The 15,919-nt window shown below is 55.7% G+C and carries 13 protein-coding genes, 1 pseudogene and 1 riboswitch; of the genes and pseudogenes, 4 read left to right on the top strand and 10 right to left on the bottom strand.

The annotated features are described in order from the left end of the window. Positions 1–453 precede the first annotated feature (453 nt). Positions 454–624 carry a hypothetical protein gene (locus KFO72_RS42435; RefSeq protein WP_412101761.1) on the top strand — a complete coding sequence of 57 codons (171 nt, stop codon included), beginning with the start codon at positions 454–456 and terminating at the stop codon, positions 622–624. A gap of 304 nt (positions 625–928) precedes the next feature. On the opposite strand, the gene KFO72_RS06025 is transcribed toward KFO72_RS42435, so the two are convergent. Further along, a complete protein-coding gene (locus tag KFO72_RS06025; protein ID WP_224101189.1) occupies positions 929–2,026 on the bottom strand; it encodes a threonine aldolase family protein in 1,098 nt (365 codons plus the stop codon). An 83-nt stretch (positions 2,027–2,109) separates the two neighbouring features. Next, the gene (locus KFO72_RS06020; protein ID WP_224101190.1) at positions 2,110–2,946 is read right to left on the bottom strand and encodes an AraC family transcriptional regulator; all 837 of its coding nucleotides are present in this window, start codon (positions 2,944–2,946) and stop codon (positions 2,110–2,112) included. Positions 2,947–3,483: 537 nt separating this feature from the next. Between KFO72_RS06020 and adh the strand changes: the two genes are divergently transcribed. Next, on the top strand, positions 3,484–5,004 hold the full coding sequence (gene adh / locus KFO72_RS06015; RefSeq protein ID WP_054922846.1) for an aldehyde dehydrogenase: 1,521 nt from the start codon (positions 3,484–3,486) through the stop codon (positions 5,002–5,004). A 1,071-nt stretch (positions 5,005–6,075) separates the two neighbouring features. Here adh and KFO72_RS06005 read toward each other — a convergent pair. Both KFO72_RS06005 and KFO72_RS06000 read right to left on the bottom strand, forming a co-directional pair. After that, a complete protein-coding gene (locus KFO72_RS06005; RefSeq protein ID WP_054922826.1) occupies positions 6,076–6,447 on the bottom strand; it encodes a DUF779 domain-containing protein in 372 nt (123 codons plus the stop codon). Positions 6,448–6,470: 23 nt separating this feature from the next. Next, on the bottom strand, positions 6,471–7,724 hold the full coding sequence (locus tag KFO72_RS06000; protein ID WP_224101191.1) for a D-amino acid dehydrogenase: 1,254 nt from the start codon (positions 7,722–7,724) through the stop codon (positions 6,471–6,473). 140 nt (positions 7,725–7,864) lie between these two features. Continuing rightward, a riboswitch (glycine riboswitch) is annotated at positions 7,865–7,953 on the bottom strand. A gap of 207 nt (positions 7,954–8,160) precedes the next feature. On the opposite strand from KFO72_RS06000, the gene KFO72_RS05995 reads away from it, so the two are divergent. Beyond that, entirely contained in the window at positions 8,161–8,619 is a 459-nt protein-coding gene (locus tag KFO72_RS05995) for a RidA family protein (RefSeq protein WP_054922824.1), read from the top strand. 285 nt (positions 8,620–8,904) lie between these two features. Here the strand turns inward: KFO72_RS05995 and KFO72_RS05990 are convergent, their stop codons facing one another. From KFO72_RS05990 to KFO72_RS05980, 3 genes are all read right to left on the bottom strand, one after another. After that, positions 8,905–10,530 (bottom strand): MFS transporter, encoded by a 1,626-nt coding sequence (locus KFO72_RS05990; RefSeq protein WP_263627309.1) that lies wholly within the window; start codon positions 10,528–10,530, stop codon positions 8,905–8,907. A 79-nt stretch (positions 10,531–10,609) separates the two neighbouring features. Further along, entirely contained in the window at positions 10,610–11,044 is a 435-nt protein-coding gene (locus KFO72_RS05985; protein ID WP_054922822.1) for a tautomerase family protein, read from the bottom strand. 176 nt (positions 11,045–11,220) lie between these two features. Next, on the bottom strand, positions 11,221–11,652 hold the full coding sequence (locus tag KFO72_RS05980) for a MarR family winged helix-turn-helix transcriptional regulator (RefSeq protein WP_054922821.1): 432 nt from the start codon (positions 11,650–11,652) through the stop codon (positions 11,221–11,223). Positions 11,653–12,335: 683 nt separating this feature from the next. Here KFO72_RS05980 and KFO72_RS42430 point away from each other — a divergent pair. Further along, positions 12,336–12,907: pseudogene (locus tag KFO72_RS42430) on the top strand (IS607 family transposase). Positions 12,908–13,122: 215 nt separating this feature from the next. On the opposite strand, the gene KFO72_RS05965 reads toward KFO72_RS42430, so the two are convergent. The 3 genes from KFO72_RS05965 to KFO72_RS05955 form a co-directional block, all read right to left on the bottom strand. Beyond that, complete coding sequence (locus tag KFO72_RS05965; protein WP_224101194.1) at positions 13,123–13,374, bottom strand: hypothetical protein; 252 nt, start codon at positions 13,372–13,374, stop codon at positions 13,123–13,125. 269 nt (positions 13,375–13,643) lie between these two features. Next, entirely contained in the window at positions 13,644–14,276 is a 633-nt protein-coding gene (locus KFO72_RS05960) for a hypothetical protein (RefSeq protein WP_224101195.1), read from the bottom strand. A 169-nt stretch (positions 14,277–14,445) separates the two neighbouring features. After that, entirely contained in the window at positions 14,446–14,724 is a 279-nt protein-coding gene (locus tag KFO72_RS05955) for a DUF4148 domain-containing protein (RefSeq protein ID WP_225031632.1), read from the bottom strand. Between the last annotated feature and the right edge of the window lie 1,195 nt (positions 14,725–15,919).

Genomic DNA, 15,919 nt, shown 5'->3' with positions numbered 1-15,919 from the left:
TGCGATGCAGCTTTCAACCGCAAGCGATTGATAATGACCGTGCAGCGAATGCAGGTCGGTTGTTTGTGCTGGTGGGCTGCGCTAAAGTGCGCGCAGCCGACATGCCTTGCGCAACATTGAGTGATACGATGGCTTGGCGCATGCCTCTGACGTGACTGCGCGATCGAGTTGACTCTTAGTGCCTACATCTGCGGTGAAGTCAAGCTAACAATCAAAGCGGTTTCCTGGAACTATAGCCCACGCGCTTTCCAAATTAGCATCTCTGGGTACACCGTCTCCGACCGTACTGCTCTTGTTCGCGGCGACCGCCTTCTACTGCGCCGACCCCACCTTAGAGGTTCGATCGCGAGGAGTTGCTTGCGATTGCGCGGAGCCGGCGGGTCGACCGGTCCCGCCTCATCGTCGATTTTTCGCCATTCGCCGCCGTAAACTCAGGCGAAAACAGGGGCGAATTTGACAGATCGCGCGGGACTGGGCTCGCAGCAGCACCTCATCACCAAAGCGCAGGGCATTCCCGTCGACGCGATACTGACCGGCGCCAACAAGAACGACGTCACTCAGCTTGAAGCACTGGCAGCGGTGGTCGATATTATTCGCCGGTTTAGCCTATGTGCCCCTGCATGACTCGACGCTTCGATAGCATTCTGTCACGCTAGCCGCCGATACGCGGGATATCCCCAATTCGGAACCACTAGCGCACCTTACAATGGAAACACTTTTGCATCTTCTCCCTGACGCGCAGGCTATGGAATCGGAGATTTTTGTGGTTTGCTCGGGCGGTCTAATTTTGTTGCTCTTGCAAATAGCTCGCCTCTATTTCATCGCCAGTGAACAACCACAAACCGTACACGACAAGACCATCAATGAACAAAAAAAAGCATGCGCCCGAAAACGCATGCTTCACGGTGTAGAAAATTACCGTTGGTCTTCAGTACCCTGCCCCTGCCGAGGATCCAACCGCGTATGCGGCTCCCTTAGCGGACCCCGCGTGCTCTTCCGCGACCGACGCAATAATGTCGATCGCCTCCTCGACTTGTTTGCGTGAGATATTGAGGTACGGAATTGCTCGCACCGCGTCCGCACCTGACGGAAGAACGTAAAGACCTTTTGCATACAGCTTTTCTACAAATTCACCGGCTGGCAAAGACGTAACGCCGAAGCGCACGATGTTGGTCTCCACGGTCGCAACGTCAAGAGAAATACCAGGCAACCCTGCAATACCCTCTGCGAGGAGCTTGGCATGCTCATGATCTTCTTTCAAACGATCGCGATTATTGCGCAGCGCATAGAGGGCCCCCGCCGCGATAATTCCTGCCTGGCGGAAGCCACCGCCAATCTGCTGCTTGAACCGGCGCGCACGTTCGATGAATTCACGAGGCCCTGCTAGCGCCGAACCGATAGGCGCTCCAAGCCCCTTTGAGAAGCACACACTGACCGTGTCGAAGTGCTTGGCGTACTCACGCTCAGGAATACCAGTGGCAGCAGTGGCATGCCACAACCGCGCTCCATCCAGATGAAGAGCAATGCCCCTCGCCCGCGCGACATCACAAACCGCCTTCAGCTGTTCAAGCGGCCAAACCTTCCCGCCACCAATGTTGTGAGTGTTTTCAAGGCACAGGAGCTTGACGGGTGCAGGTATCGTGCTTGGGAAGAATCGATGTGAAACACCTAGCGCGCTAGAAACATCTTCTGGTGTAAAGACTCCGCGAACTCCGGGCAGGAGGCGGGGCAACACTCCCGAAAACGCGGCCGGAGCGCCACCTTCCAGAATATAAACGTGCGCGTTCTGGTCGAACATGACAGCGTCGCCGGGTTCCGTGTGCGCACGGATACCGACCTGATTAGTCATCGTCCCGGTGACCATATATACGGCGTCTTCCTTGCCGAGCAAATCAGCTACTTCACGCTCAAGCTCTTTGACAGTTGGATCGTCGCTATATACATCGTCTCCGACGACCGCAGAAGCGATCGCCCGGCGCATTTCCTCTGTGGGCTGGCTGCATGTATCGCTACGCAAATCAATCATATTGTGCTCCGTGGTGGGCATCGTTTACGGTAGCGAGAGTCTGCGCCGACTAAATTCGGGCTTTTTGGATAATTTTGCGCATATCACTGACGCGCCACTCCCGGAGAAACACCAAAAAAGCGGCTGAACTCACGACTCATGTGACCTTGATCGCAGTAGCCGACCTCCATTGCGACTTGTCGTAGAGAGTGACCCTTCAACACGAGATGCTTGGCCAGCTCGACCCGCCTTTGTACAAGATACGCATGTGGTGCGACACCAATGGCTTTTTTGAATTCGCGAAGCAGATGAAACGCACTCATCCCTGCGGCTTCGGCGATGATGTCCAACGACGGATTCGTTACTAAGTTTGCGTCAATATAATCGCGGGCCCGCTTTACGGCGCCCGGTATCGGTGAGCTTTCTACAATTCGATGCGACATTTGGCCATGTCGGCGCGCCAGTTGCAGAACCGCGACGGTCAATCTCGATGATTTTTCCAACTGAGTCGCGTCACCGGATTCAGAGCAGAGGTGCGCTTCGTACAACGCTCTCATCGTCTGCGCATCATCGATTACATTGGACCGGAAGTGTAGGCTTCCCGGCAAGTCCTCGCCATCAGCTTTCAAAAGATTCATAAGAGCAGGCGTTGGGATGTAGATCATCCTGTACTGCCACCCTTCATCCGTCGCAGGCCGCCCTTCATGCACATGACCAGGGTTCACGACGCATATCGTGCCCTCAGGCATTATCACTCTTTGCCCTCGACCGCTCAGGAACGCCTGAGCGCCACGCTCAATCACGCCGAAAGCGAACTCATCGTGCGCATGCGGGGGGAACCGGTGCGTTCGATAGGTGGCGCGGAGCAGCTCGGCACCTGCGAGTGATGGCTCGCGCCAAAGCTTGACAACATTCGATCGTGAAGAAGCTGACGCGCCCATATTCGGTTCCAAACAGTTCAATGGCCAACACCCGCCTACCGGTGCGGGCGTCACCGCCCAGAATGCAAGCGATTGCGGCGTCCGCAGTATGACCCTTTAATTGTACCTACATCTAATAGGCCAACGATCCTCCCAGACATTTTAGAGGCAGGGAGCGTAAACGCAAGCAGCCAAAATACAGCTTCCCCGCATCCATTTGGCTCTTTCACAGCGCTGGCGGCCCATCCGTCTCGAAAGCGGCATATATGATGTGCCCCTTATTTCATGGCAGCTCAGTAACTAGGCTGCCGTTGTGCGTTTGCCCCTTAACGCAAAAAACGCAATTTTGTCCACTTTTTGAAAGCAGGAACCAACGAACATACCTTCGCGGTCGAGACACTGCGGTCGGCGCTTTTCCCCTGGGCGCCACCCTGCTTCCGCTGAATCAAATCGCGTCACCCGCCCGACGCGATGCCGCACGTGTCCGGCCGGCAGTTTCACCACCTGGGCGATCGAACCCGGATGCGTGACCAGTTAACTACAGTGAGGCAATTCTTCATGAATCATGCAGAGCTCCAACATCTCCAGATTGCGTTTCCGTACAAACGGAAGTACGAGAATTTCATCGGTGGCAAGTGGGTAGCTCCTGTCGGCGGCGAATACTTCACGAACATTTCGCCTATCACAGGTCAGCCGTTGTGTGACGTTCCTCGTTCGCAAGAACAAGACGTAGAGCTTGCGTTGGACGCAGCCCACAAGGCCAAAGCAAAATGGGCTGTCGTGTCTCCCGCAGACCGAGCCGTCCTGCTGAACAAGATTGCTGATCGAATGGAGGCGAACCTCGAACTGCTGGCAGTCGCGGAAACCATCGACAACGGCAAACCGATTCGCGAAACCCGAGCCGCAGATCTCCCCTTGGCTATTGACCACTTTCGCTACTTTGCGGGATGCGTTAGGTCTCAGGAAGGTGGACTGTCAGAGATAGATCACGACACGGTTGCATATCACTTCCACGAACCCCTCGGTGTCGTGGCACAGATTATTCCGTGGAACTTCCCGCTCCTGATGGCCGTGTGGAAGCTGGCGCCGGCTCTGGCCGCCGGAAACTGCGTAGTGTTGAAGCCCGCCGAGCAGACCCCAGCGTCAATCCTCGTGCTTCTCGAACTGATTGAGGACCTGCTCCCTCCTGGCGTCCTCAATGTCATCAATGGATTTGGCGTTGAGGCCGGTAAGCCACTTGCATCCAACCCGCGTGTAGCAAAGGTGGCATTCACGGGCGAGACCACCACTGGCCGGCTCATCATGCAATATGCCAGCCAGAATCTCATTCCCGTTACGCTCGAACTCGGCGGGAAAAGCCCGAACATCTTCTTCGAAGACGTCCTCGCAGCCGACGATAGCTTCTTCGACAAGGCGCTCGAAGGTTTCGCGATGTTCGCCCTCAATCAGGGGGAAGTCTGCACCAGCCCGTCACGCGTGCTGATCCAGGAATCCATTTACGAGAAATTCATCGAACGCGCCATCAAGCGTGTCGCTGCGGTCAAGCAGGGGCATCCGCTGGACCCGAATACGATGATCGGCGCCCAAGCGTCGTACGAACAGCTCTCGAAAATCCTGTCGTACCTCGACATTGGCAAGCAGGAAGGTGCCGAGTGTCTCATCGGCGGAGAACAGAATCGCCTTGAAGGTGAGCTCAGCGCTGGATACTATGTCCAGCCGACAGTCTTCAAAGGCCATAACAAGATGCGCATCTTCCAGGAAGAGATTTTTGGCCCGGTCGTGTCCGTTGCGACATTCAAGGACGAGGAAGAGGCGCTGTCGATTGCAAATGACACGCTGTATGGGCTTGGTGCGGGTGTGTGGACTCGCGATGGCGCAAGGGCATATCGTCTCGGCCGAGCGATTCAGGCCGGACGCGTGTGGACCAACTGCTATCACCTTTACCCCGCACACGCTGCATTCGGTGGCTACAAGCAGTCTGGTATCGGTCGCGAAAATCACAAGATGATGCTTGAGCACTATCAGCAGACGAAAAACCTGCTGGTCAGCTACAGCGATAAGCCGCTCGGCTTCTTCTGAAGCCAAAACCCGATCGATTGTCGTCGATTTTACGCGAATCGACCCTACGAGGAGAGTCGTACCGTCGCTCTGACGGGTTTGCCGGCGCACCACCCAAGGTGCGTCGGCGCTTTTTGACATCATTTCCGCGCGACCTTGGGCGGCCTCTTCACAAACATCCTTTCTAGACGATGTTGGGCATCTCGGACAATCAATCTGACTTGACTTGTACAAGCATGAGCATGACGAAGGCGGCGAAGTGCACCTCGGCGTTGGCCGGCGTGATATATACCGCGAGCAAAAGACCCATCGCGTCGACAGTTATAACGGATTTGCTGCCATGTTTGCGCTCTTGAGCGTCGTAACCGACACGTGGTTCGCTTTCGCGGTGGGCTGCAACGCGTGCGCACATCCCATCGCGCACCTTACGGGCGGGTCACTGCTGATGAAGGGAGCCCTCCGTTCGAACAAACATATTCAGGAAGGGTACGTGCATTCGCCGGGATCGCGTTTGACGACAGTGGAATAAGCATAAGAGGCGACATTGATGTAACGCATTTCCGGCCAACAACCTAAAAGAACATCAGCAGCCAAGCATAACTCGCATTCATGCGCCGGTATGCCGGTACGTCATCAAATCAAACCGCAAGTGTCTGACTTGCCAGACTACCAAACAACATCGCCCTCCATCGCATCCCTTCGCCTGAAAGTGCTGCTGAGGAGCAACAGTAACGCCTACTGCTGATGGTCAGAGCAAATACGGACTAGCTGCAAGCATCGCGTTGTGCTCCGCGTCCCTCAGAAAGTCGCCCTGATCAATAGGGTGAACGCAAACTCTCATCGAGCCGCTCCCGGCGGCAATCGAACGACGTCAGCGCGAGCAGGATCGCATTGCTCCGCACCGCCGCAAAGCGGCCCACAGTACCTGCAATCGCACACTGTGATTGGTCGTAGAACAGATATCAAAGCGATGTCACGAAGACCCCGTGGTCGGGAGAACGCCACGTTTCATATGTCGCTTCACAAAGCCGCGTAAAAGACAGCCGTCAGCGCCGATGTTTGGGATGCCTCAACCGGCGCTGACCCTTGCAGCTATCGGACGATTCCGAGTGCTTCGAGTTCCGCCTCAGAGAAAAGCCGCGATCGTGTCAGGAACCGTAGACCGGACGCCCGCTCCAAGGAGAACATTCCGCCGTTCCCGGGTATGGCGTCGATGATGACCTGGGTATGCTTCCACGACTCGTACTGCGCTTTCCCCATATAAAACGACACGCCCTCGATCTCTCCCAGACGAACGTCTGAGTCGCCGACTATAAGCTCACCTTCTTGCAAACACATCGGCGCACTTCCGTCACAACAACCGCCCGACTGATGAAACATCAACCTCCCGTGTCTCTTGCTCAGTTCCCGAATGAGCTTAATTGCTTCTAAGGTCGCCGTCACTCGTTGAGGAATTTCTGACATCTCATACTCCTTGGTTTAGCAGATCAAGCTACTTTCGTCGCCGTGCGCGCGGCATCGTGAATAACTGGGCTCATGAGAGAAGCCACGGTATACGCAGTTGCGGCTGAAAGCGTCCACCCCAAATGTCCATGACCTGTATTGTAAAAGACACCCGGAATCTTGCCTCGTCCTACACGCGGCAACATGTTGGGCAGCATCGGCCGTAAGCCGGCCCATGGCACGACTCGGGAAGTCGACATCTCAGGGAAATGCTTTCGCGCCCACGCGATGAGTGGGGCGACTCGGTCAGCACGGATGTCACGATTTACGCCATTGATCTCGGCCGTCCCAGCGATCCGAAAGCGATCGGCCCCCAAGCGGCTAGTCACAATCTTTGCTGCATCATCCAGAAGGCTTACCCAAGGCGCTGCAGCCCTGCTCTCCTCGTCATCAAGATAGACCGAAATTGAGTACCCCTTCACCGGATAAACATTGACATGGTCACCCAGTATCGCCGCGAATCCACGGCTCCCCACACCTGCGCAGATCACAATTTGGTCGAACTCATCGACCTGCTCTTGATCGGGGGTCGCTGACACAACCCGAAGGCCTCCCGCGGATAGAGGAGTGATATTCTGCACATTTGAGTCGAACCGGAATCGGACGCCGTGGCGTTCACACGCGTCTGCAAGACCTCTCGTGAACTTGTGTATGTCTCCGGTCGAGTCCGACGGTGTGTAGAAACCACCATAAAAATCGCCGTGTAGAGTTGGTTCGATTTTGCGTATCTCACTTGCCGATACGGCTTCACGGTCTAATCCTCCCGCTTGCAGGAGCCTATTTACCTTGGACGCCGCGTCAAAGCCCTTTCGATCCGCATAGAAGTGCAGAATCCCACGCCGCTCGAGATCGAAAGAAATATTCTCTTTCTTCGCGATCTCGAACAGGTGTTCTCGCGCTTGTAGTGCGATGCGCACCGTCTCCACAGTGTTCGCTTCGTAACGCGGGATCTGCTTCAGGAATTCGGCCATCCACGAATACTTATGGTACGAAGGCGACGGATTTAGAAGCAATGGAGCCTCCTTCGTGAGCATCCACTTAAGCCCCTTTAGCACCGTAGCACTACTGTTCCAGACTTCAGCGTTACTCGCGGACAGCTGCCCCCCGTTCGCGAACGATGTTTCCATGGCCGCGTAACGATGACGGTCAAAAACGGTAACGTTGAATCCCCGCGTGGCGAGGGCGTAGGCAGTCGTGACGCCGGTGATACCGGCACCGATCACAGCGACTTTCGGCATGGTCATATATCCAGATGGTTTAGTGTTCGCCAGAAAACTGGCGTCCAGGCCCCATCTGTCCATGTACCTGAGAGCTTCACTTCCCCTATATCAGAGAAGTTCCCCTTCGGTGGATGCGCTAGGCATCACTCTCCAGATGTTCGCGTTGTGCAGTCCTTTTTGCCTGAGAGTTTCCGGGGCGGTTGCTCCGTCGGCGTCGCCAAAATGCGATCTCTTCCGCACAGCATGTTCGAACCCCTACACCCTACCCCACACAAAAATCCTAAGCAAATGCTTTCTCAGTTCTATCGATTGTATGAAGCGTAGAAATGCGAAACATCCAGAGCCCATCTCTTAATTCTTGACTTCTTATAAATGTTGCATATAAGGTAAAAGGTGCGACCTTCACGCACGCCACAACTTCATTGCATACTAACGAAACCATTCTCAAGACACTATGGATCAACTCATCGAATCAAGACTTAGGAAAGCGAATCTCACACTTCCTAACGCAGTCAAACCGTTTGGAGCCTATGCAAATGTGAGCCAAGCGGACGGACTGATCTACGTATCCGGGATGGCCGGCTTTTTGGATGGAAAGCTAATTAAAGGGATAGTCGGCGACTCGATTGATGTCGAGCAGGCGGCTTTCGCAGCTCGACAAACCATGCTAATGACACTTGCATGCCTCGATGAAGCGATTGGTCTCGGAAAGATAAGCCGCTGCATCCGGCTCACCGTGTATTCGCGAACGACAAGCGACTTCGAACAGCATCCGGCAGTCGCCAATGGTGCTTGCGATGTTTTGTCTAGTGTCTTTGAAGGCCAACCGCTGCCGGCTCGAACCGCGATCGGCGTGTATACCCTTCCCATGGGTATCGCGGTCGAGATCGATAGCGTATTCAAATTGAGCTGAAAGAAGATTGGCGCACTTCGGGTGCCAATCCCTAATACCGCGAGGTCGAAACCTCAACGACCGCCTTACTCTACCAACGCACACAACGCGGATTACACCGCACGTTGTCGCATCCCTCGCGGCCTGGCTGCGGGGGATGCGACGAGAGAGTATCTGTCCGCTATTCAGGACGGTTCATTACGGCCCTCAAGATTGAGAAAAGCACGTATACCTGATCCCATACTGGTACTCAGGCAACCCAAGCGTAGCGAGGCATATTCCGCCAAACCCGGCCGCCCTTTCCCTTTATGCTTCAATATTGCGACTTTTCGTTTCTGGGAGAAATAGCAGACCGACGACGAATGAGACCGCTGCGATCGACACTGGATACCAGATGCCTGCGTAGATGTTCCCGGTAGCGGCGACAAGCGCAAACGCAGTCGTTGGCAGGAAACCTCCAAACCAGCCATTGCCGATGTGATACGGCAGAGACATCGCGGTGTATCGGATCCGCGTCGGAAAAAGCTCGACCAATGTTGCTGCGATCGGACCGTACACCATGGCGACGAGAAACACCAAGCCTGTTAGCATCAACATAACCATTGGATAGTTGATCTGACTCAGATCGGCTCTGGTCGGATATCCCACCGCGCTTATCTGCCTGCCTAGCGCTCCATTAAACTCCTTAAGCTTCGCCTTGCGCTCGACCGGACTCAGGGTCGCCCCTTCGAAGCTTGAAATAACTTGATCGCCGACTCGCACAGAAGCGACGGTACCTGCTGGTGCAGCTTGATTCTTGTAGCTAACGGACGCCTTGGCAAGGAAGGACTTGGCGATATCACAGGAGTTCACAAACTCAGACGTGCCAACCGGATTAAATTGAAACGAACATGTCGCCGGATCCGCAACCACGACCACGGGCGCGCGCTGCTGCGCCTCGGCGAGAGCAGGATTTGCATAGCGTGCCAAACCATGGAATAGCGGAAAATAGAGAAGCACCGCAAGCAGGAATCCGGTGAGCATGACCGGCCGCCGCCCGATTCGATCCGAAAGCGATCCGAACAGGACAATCAAGGGTGTGCCGATAACCAAAGCACCTGCAACCAGCAGGTTCGCCGTAACTGACTCCACCTTCAACGTCTGGGTCAGAAAAAACAGAGCGTAGAATTGACCCGCATACCAGATTACAGACTGCCCTGCTACCAGACCGAAAAGCGCGATCAGAACGAGCCTGACATTCGACCATTGTCCGAAAGCTTCCTTAATCGGGGCTTTGGAGGTCGCATTCTCAGCCTTCATCTTTAGGAATACCGGTGACTCATGAAGACTGAGCCGAATCCAGACCGACATGGAAACCAGAACTATTGAGAAGATGAACGGAATTCGCCACCCCCAGTCGGCAAAGCTCGATTCGCCCAACGTCAGCCTTACGCCCAATACGACCAAGAGAGAAAGGAAAAACCCAAGTGTCGCAGTCGTCTGAATCCACGACGTAAATGCACCCCGCTTACCAGCGGGTGCGTGCTCGGCGACATATGTGGCAGCACCGCCATATTCCCCTCCGAGCGCAAGCCCTTGAATCAAGCGAAGTACAATCAACGCGATAGGCGCTGTGATACCAATCGTCGCGTAGCTTGGCAGGATGCCAACAATAAACGTCGATGCCCCCATCAACAAGATGGTGATCAAGAACGTATATTTTCGTCCAACAAGGTCCCCCAATCTACCAAATACCAGCGCCCCAAATGGTCGGACGGCAAATCCCGCTGCAAAAGCCAATAACGCAAAGATAAACGATGCCGTCTCATTGACGCCGGAGAAGAACTGCTTCCCAACAATAGCGGCCAACGACCCGTACAAGTAGAAGTCGTACCATTCGAAAACAGCGCCTAGCGAAGACGCGAACACGATCTTTCGTTCCTCGCGTCTCATCCCTTTCGATGGTTGTTCGGTGTATATCGATGTACTCACGCCCCCTCCGATTCGCCCATTCACTTATGTAGATTACGCACTAGATTCCCAGCAGATAACGACGGTCCTCTTCGGACATCGACTCAAGCCATTGCGCTTCAGCTCCCGGCTCCGGCAAGACCTTGCCATATTCGACCATCTGCGAGGGAAGCAGATCAGATACGTACACCCACACGGAGCGGCCTTGTGTATCAGCAGCCTCAACGACTACTTGGGAAATGTCTTCGAGAAGTTGTCGCTTCTGCGCGGCAGTCCTTCCGGCCCGAATGTGGCCGTGAATGAAGATCAGTTCAGACTTCAACGGACTCCCCCCGAGAAAGTGATCCCCTTGCTGAATCTCCTGAAAGATGACCTGAGCAAAAAAACTCTGCGCCCCCGTTGCATTACTATGTGACCGGGTAATACCGTGCGCGATTTTCTGCTTCATTTCTTTCGTGAGACGGCCCGTGGCCGCAGACACTACGTAGGTAGGCATGAAACTCTCCGTGCAAAAATGACCCGAATACTTAAACGTATCTGACCGCTAGAAAAGCAGACGATGAAGGTACATAAAAAGATGTAGATACAACTATTTTAGCGAAGATGTATAGATGTAGATACATCTTATCCAATGCAAATCAGCTTTCGTACGGGTGTTTACCCTTCTTTACGCTAAAAGCGGGGACTGACCTGCTGCAGAGACTCCAGCGCCTCCAGCAGACGCGTATTTGCCGGGCCCCTCATGAACCGCTGCACTTCGGCCTCGACTTTCGCCTGCGCGACTCGCCAATAGGGTTCGGCGCTTCGCAGTTTTTTCACACCCTCTTTGCTCAGGCTTGCGAGTTTATAGCGCGCATCTGTATCCGGAGTAACTTCCACCCACCCCGCACTTATCAGAATATTCAGGTTACGTGAGATCGTAGTTCTGTCCAGAGCCGCCTCTGTTGCTACCTCGCTGAACGTCGCAGAACCGAGCCTCTCAAGAGCGCGAAGCAGAGAAAATTGGGTGATTTTGAGGCCAATGGGCCTCAACGCTTCGTCATAAACGCTAGTCAAAGCGTTTGCAGAACGTCTGAACTGAGTGCAGTAGCAATCGGTGAACATACGATTTGCAGTTGGCCTTTGCGGTAGCCGAACGAGTGCCAATAAATGTATATACATTTACCATACCCCGAATTTACCAAAAAGTCAACGCCCCTTTGCGTTAGGCCGCCCACGCCTCCTAGGTGTTGCGGCAGCGCGGCCAGCGCACAAAGCAACCTATAGGTGACCGCTCGCACTAGGGGTCGAATCGTCGAAATTGACTGGGCGTTCACGTAGGTCAGATTGGACGCATCCCTGCCTGCTGATATGGCGGCGGTCCTGTCCCGACATGCATGAGGATCTGTCCGACAACAGGACGCCCAACACCAGGGATTTGCGTCATGTCGACCTGGCGCTATCACGAACACCATATGTGGATTCTGCGTCAGCTACCGTCCAGATATCGCCGGGACTGCCCTCCCCGTTCGATGAGCACATGGCGTCTCGGAAGATCTCGACCGTCGGCGGCGAGCGGTTCAGTGGTGCGCTCTCCACGCGATCCATTTGCATGGTCAACCAATATCTCGGGAGCATCGGCGTGCATATATCTTGCCGTATGTGTTGCCTTCGGCCGATTCGCTTTTAATTCAGCATCAAACTGCCAACGGATACGCGGGTTTCCAGCAGTAACTGTCGAGTCCGCACAAACCTGATCACCGCGTTTAAAAACGGTTTGCTTTATGAGATATCACGGGGGATATCTCATGCGACTGTTATCGATTGGTGAAACAGCAGCACAGCTGGGTGTTGCGGTTGGCACATTGCGGCGCTGGCATCGGCAAGGGCTGTTGTTGCCGACTTGCCGGACTGTCGGCGGGCATCGGCGCTACCAGCATGATGCCGTGCAGAGCGTAGCCGGTGGTGAGCCTGCTGCAACCGGAAAGACGATCTGTTACGCCCGTGTTTCTAGACGCAGGCCTCGCGGCTGCTGAAGCACTGTATTGAGGCTGGCTTTGCTGATATCGAAGTCATTTCCGACCTGGGCAGCGGGTTGAATTACCGCAAGAAGGGGCTGCAGCGATTATTGCAGGAAATCCTTCGTGGACGCGTCGCCCGGCTTGTGCTGGTGACGAAAGACCGGCTGTTGCGCTTTGGCAGCGAGCTGCTATTTCGCATTTGCGAATTCTTTCGCGTCGAAGTCGGAGTTCTGGATGCCACCCCGGATGCCAGTCGCGAACAGCAGCTCACCGAAGACCTCGTCGAAATCCTGACGGTCTTTTCGTCCCGCCTGTACGGTTCGCGCCGCCGCAAGAACCTGCGGGCGCTGGCCGTCTGATGCAGTCGACCACGCAAACACGGCTCTGCCTGCCGTCCCGCGACATCCAGACGCTCGACGCGATGGCCGCACTTTACGACGGCACGATGAAACGCAAGCTGTACGCGCGCATCGCAGCGAACGGCGGCAAGGCGAAGTCGCACAAGACGGCGTTCTGCCGCGAACACGGCATTTCCGCCCGGATGTGCAACGCGATAGCGATCGACCTGCAGGGGCTACTCGATGGCACGCGTGAGCTGCTGGACACGGAACGCAAGGAACTGCTCAAGGCAATACGCCGCCAGCAGCGCCAGCTCGATACGCGACAGGCGCGCCTCGCTGATATTGACGCTGACCGGCTGCGCATGCGCCCGCCACGCGAAGCGAAGCTTCGCCACACCACCCATCGCAACGGGCTGGCCCTGACGCGCCTGCAGGCGCGTCAGGGCCAGGGTCGAGCGTCGGCTCGCGGCCAATGTGCAAGGCATCTGCTTTGGCACTCGCAAGCTGTTCGGCCAGCAGCATCGCCTCGCACTGGCATGATGCGTGGCTGGGCGCCTAGCAGGACAGCCGCTCACATCAGGTCTTCTTCGTCGGCTCGAAGGACGAGACGGCGGGTAACCAGCTGTGCCAGCTGCGCAAACTTGACGACGATCATTACCAGCTCAAGGTGCGGGTGCCGGACTGCCTGCGTAAGAAATGCGAGCGCAAATACCTCATCGTCTGCGACGTGACATTCAATCACGACCGTGTGGCGCTAAACGAGGCACTGGACGCGAATATCGCCCTGACCTGGCGTCTGCACTGGGACGGGCGTCACTGGCGCGCCTTTGTGTCGTTCGATCACGCTCCCGCCCGAAGGGTCACGCTGGACGTGCAGCACGGCGCGGTTGGACTGGATTTCAACGTCGACCACCTGGCCGTCACCGAGACCGACCCGTTTGGGAACCTGCTGCGCACGAAGCGATTTTGCTTGCTCCGTGAAGATGCCACCTCGGGCCAGCGTGAGGCCGTGCTCTCCGATGCGCTGTCGGCGGCGGTGGCGTGGGCGAGGGTTGAACTGAAGCCCGTCGTCGCAGAGGATCTCGATTTCGCAGCGAAAAAGAGGACGATGGCGCAGCTCAGCCCGAAAGGAGCGCGGACGCTCTCGGGGCGGCTCTACGCAAAATACCGGCTGCTGCTTGAAGCGAAGTGCTTCCGGGCAGGTGTCGAACTGATTCTGATTGACCCGGCCTATACGTCGACCATCGGTGCGGTGAAGTACGCAGCGCGACGAGGCTGGAGTGTGCATGCTGCCGCAGCGGGCGTGATTGCCCGTCGCGGACAGAAGTTGACTGAACGCCTGCCACGCGCCGGCACGGCTGTAAGCGTACCGGTGCGGGGTGGTCATCACGCCCTCGAGCTACCTGCAAGGAAAAGCGGAGATTCGCGTGTGGCTGCCTGGCGCAGCGTTCATGCAGCGTACAGAGACATGGTGCGCGAGCGCTGGCTCGCCACCCGTCGCGGCTCGCCGCGACGGAGTGCAGCTACCACTGGCTTCGGCGGTAACGCCGTGCCCCTCAGCAGGGACTACCGTTACCCCTGCGACCCGAATCTGCATGGACAGATTTGTGCACCATCAAGTTATCGGTTGCATACAACTCCTTATTGCGTGCGATGGTTTGAGCGGAAGGCGGATAGTCGTTCTTTGGAACGGGAAGCAACCCATCAGCCTCAGCGTCAAGCAATTGCGCATGAACCTGAGCTCGCGTAAGTCCATCCGGGGAAGCTTGTGCGAATGCGTTAGCACCGGAGATCAAGCCGAGTACCGTGACGGCGACCAAAAAGGGAAATTTCATCGTATCGCTCCTTGAGAAGAGTTGTGGCTAACTCCACGCAACAGTTCTAGGAAGAAGAGCTAACCCTGCAGTTACTGGCTGATTACAATGTTGTTATCCAACGCATATAAAAATTCGCCAGGGTACTGCCTGCTATCGAAACCAACCCTGTTCGGCAAGTCAATAAGCACCGCAGGTCTGGAAAGCGGAAGTAGCGCATTGCGCGAAGTAACGACGAAAGGTTCGTTTGTCGCCAGCATACTCGGCATGAAAATGCTTCAAACGTTCCAGTTTTCCAGCTAATCTCATGCCATCCTTACGCGTCTCTCGTTCCACGGCCGCCATCAAACCGATGTGCCATGACGCTAGCCCGGATTCGGTTCGCTCGACGCGAAGCGCTCTTTTCTGACGTTTAAAGACAAAGACACCGTCTTGTGACCGACTCCAATGCGCTTCGCGCTACTGAAACTATCGATATTCCGAGCCGTTCGCGAACGCCATCGAAGATTCGTGACCCTCTAATAGAACTGCTGTCAATGGGTTCAGGTTGTCGGAAGACTTTCCTGATCCCAAGCGATGTAAAGGCATCACGGTGATGCAAGAATCCGAACAACTCCCCTCGTCACAGCGATCGCGTGAAAGCGCCGATCGCCACGATCGCTGCACCGCGTTGACGCTCTCCCGCGGGAGTTTGATTGCCGGATGGCTTCCGACACTAACTGATGTTGGGCGGAGTAACCGTGACGGAGATCTGCCTGAATAAGCATAACGCCCATGACCGGGTTAAATCGTTAATTTGTGGCGGCGGTAACCGATTTAAAAGGAGACGACTTTTCTCTTAACGATGCGCCGGCGTGGGCAGATGCAACGCTTAAAACCAAGACGCGGCAATTAGACCATTGATGACATGCGTCGACCGGCCGCCGCAGCAAAGACGGGATTAACATAGGCTTCGTGGATACCTACCGAATCCGTGCGCAAAACATTACCGCCGCGCGACATCACATGCTAGGCGCGAAGCTTTGTATTGAGCGCGGTGCAATTCAACCAGTGCTCATCAGCGTGCGCGCCCGCCCGCGTATGCACCATCGCGATCCGCAGCGCCAACCGGCGACTGGCCCGCGAGACCGCTCAAGCACGAGGCCTTTAGCCAGGCGCAGCCGTTGACACTCGCGGGTCGGGGCCCAATAACGAAGTTGCCAACTTCAAACTGATG

This window comes from Paraburkholderia sp. XV (assembly GCF_020177535.1).
GTDB lineage: Bacteria > Pseudomonadota > Gammaproteobacteria > Burkholderiales > Burkholderiaceae > Paraburkholderia > Paraburkholderia caribensis.
This window is presented reverse-complemented; position numbering and strand designations above follow the sequence as displayed.

Bases quoted from the DNA above. Each gene is read 5' to 3' on its own strand.
- KFO72_RS06025 (WP_224101189.1), bottom strand. From the start codon at position 2,026: ATGATTGATTTGCGTAGCGATACATGCAGCCAGCCCACAGAGGAAATG.
- KFO72_RS06020 (WP_224101190.1), bottom strand. From the start codon at position 2,946: ATGGGCGCGTCAGCTTCTTCACGATCGAATGTTGTCAAGCTTTGGCGC.
- adh (WP_054922846.1), top strand. From the start codon at position 3,484: ATGAATCATGCAGAGCTCCAACATCTCCAGATTGCGTTTCCGTACAAA.
- KFO72_RS06005 (WP_054922826.1), bottom strand. From the start codon at position 6,447: ATGTCAGAAATTCCTCAACGAGTGACGGCGACCTTAGAAGCAATTAAG.
- KFO72_RS06000 (WP_224101191.1), bottom strand. From the start codon at position 7,724: ATGCCGAAAGTCGCTGTGATCGGTGCCGGTATCACCGGCGTCACGACT.
- KFO72_RS05995 (WP_054922824.1), top strand. From the start codon at position 8,161: ATGGATCAACTCATCGAATCAAGACTTAGGAAAGCGAATCTCACACTT.
- KFO72_RS05990 (WP_263627309.1), bottom strand. From the start codon at position 10,530: ATGAGACGCGAGGAACGAAAGATCGTGTTCGCGTCTTCGCTAGGCGCT.
- KFO72_RS05985 (WP_054922822.1), bottom strand. From the start codon at position 11,044: ATGCCTACCTACGTAGTGTCTGCGGCCACGGGCCGTCTCACGAAAGAA.
- KFO72_RS05980 (WP_054922821.1), bottom strand. From the start codon at position 11,652: ATGTTCACCGATTGCTACTGCACTCAGTTCAGACGTTCTGCAAACGCT.
- KFO72_RS05965 (WP_224101194.1), bottom strand. From the start codon at position 13,374: ATGCCTTGCACATTGGCCGCGAGCCGACGCTCGACCCTGGCCCTGACG.
- KFO72_RS05960 (WP_224101195.1), bottom strand. From the start codon at position 14,276: ATGACCACCCCGCACCGGTACGCTTACAGCCGTGCCGGCGCGTGGCAG.
- KFO72_RS05955 (WP_225031632.1), bottom strand. From the start codon at position 14,724: ATGAAATTTCCCTTTTTGGTCGCCGTCACGGTACTCGGCTTGATCTCC.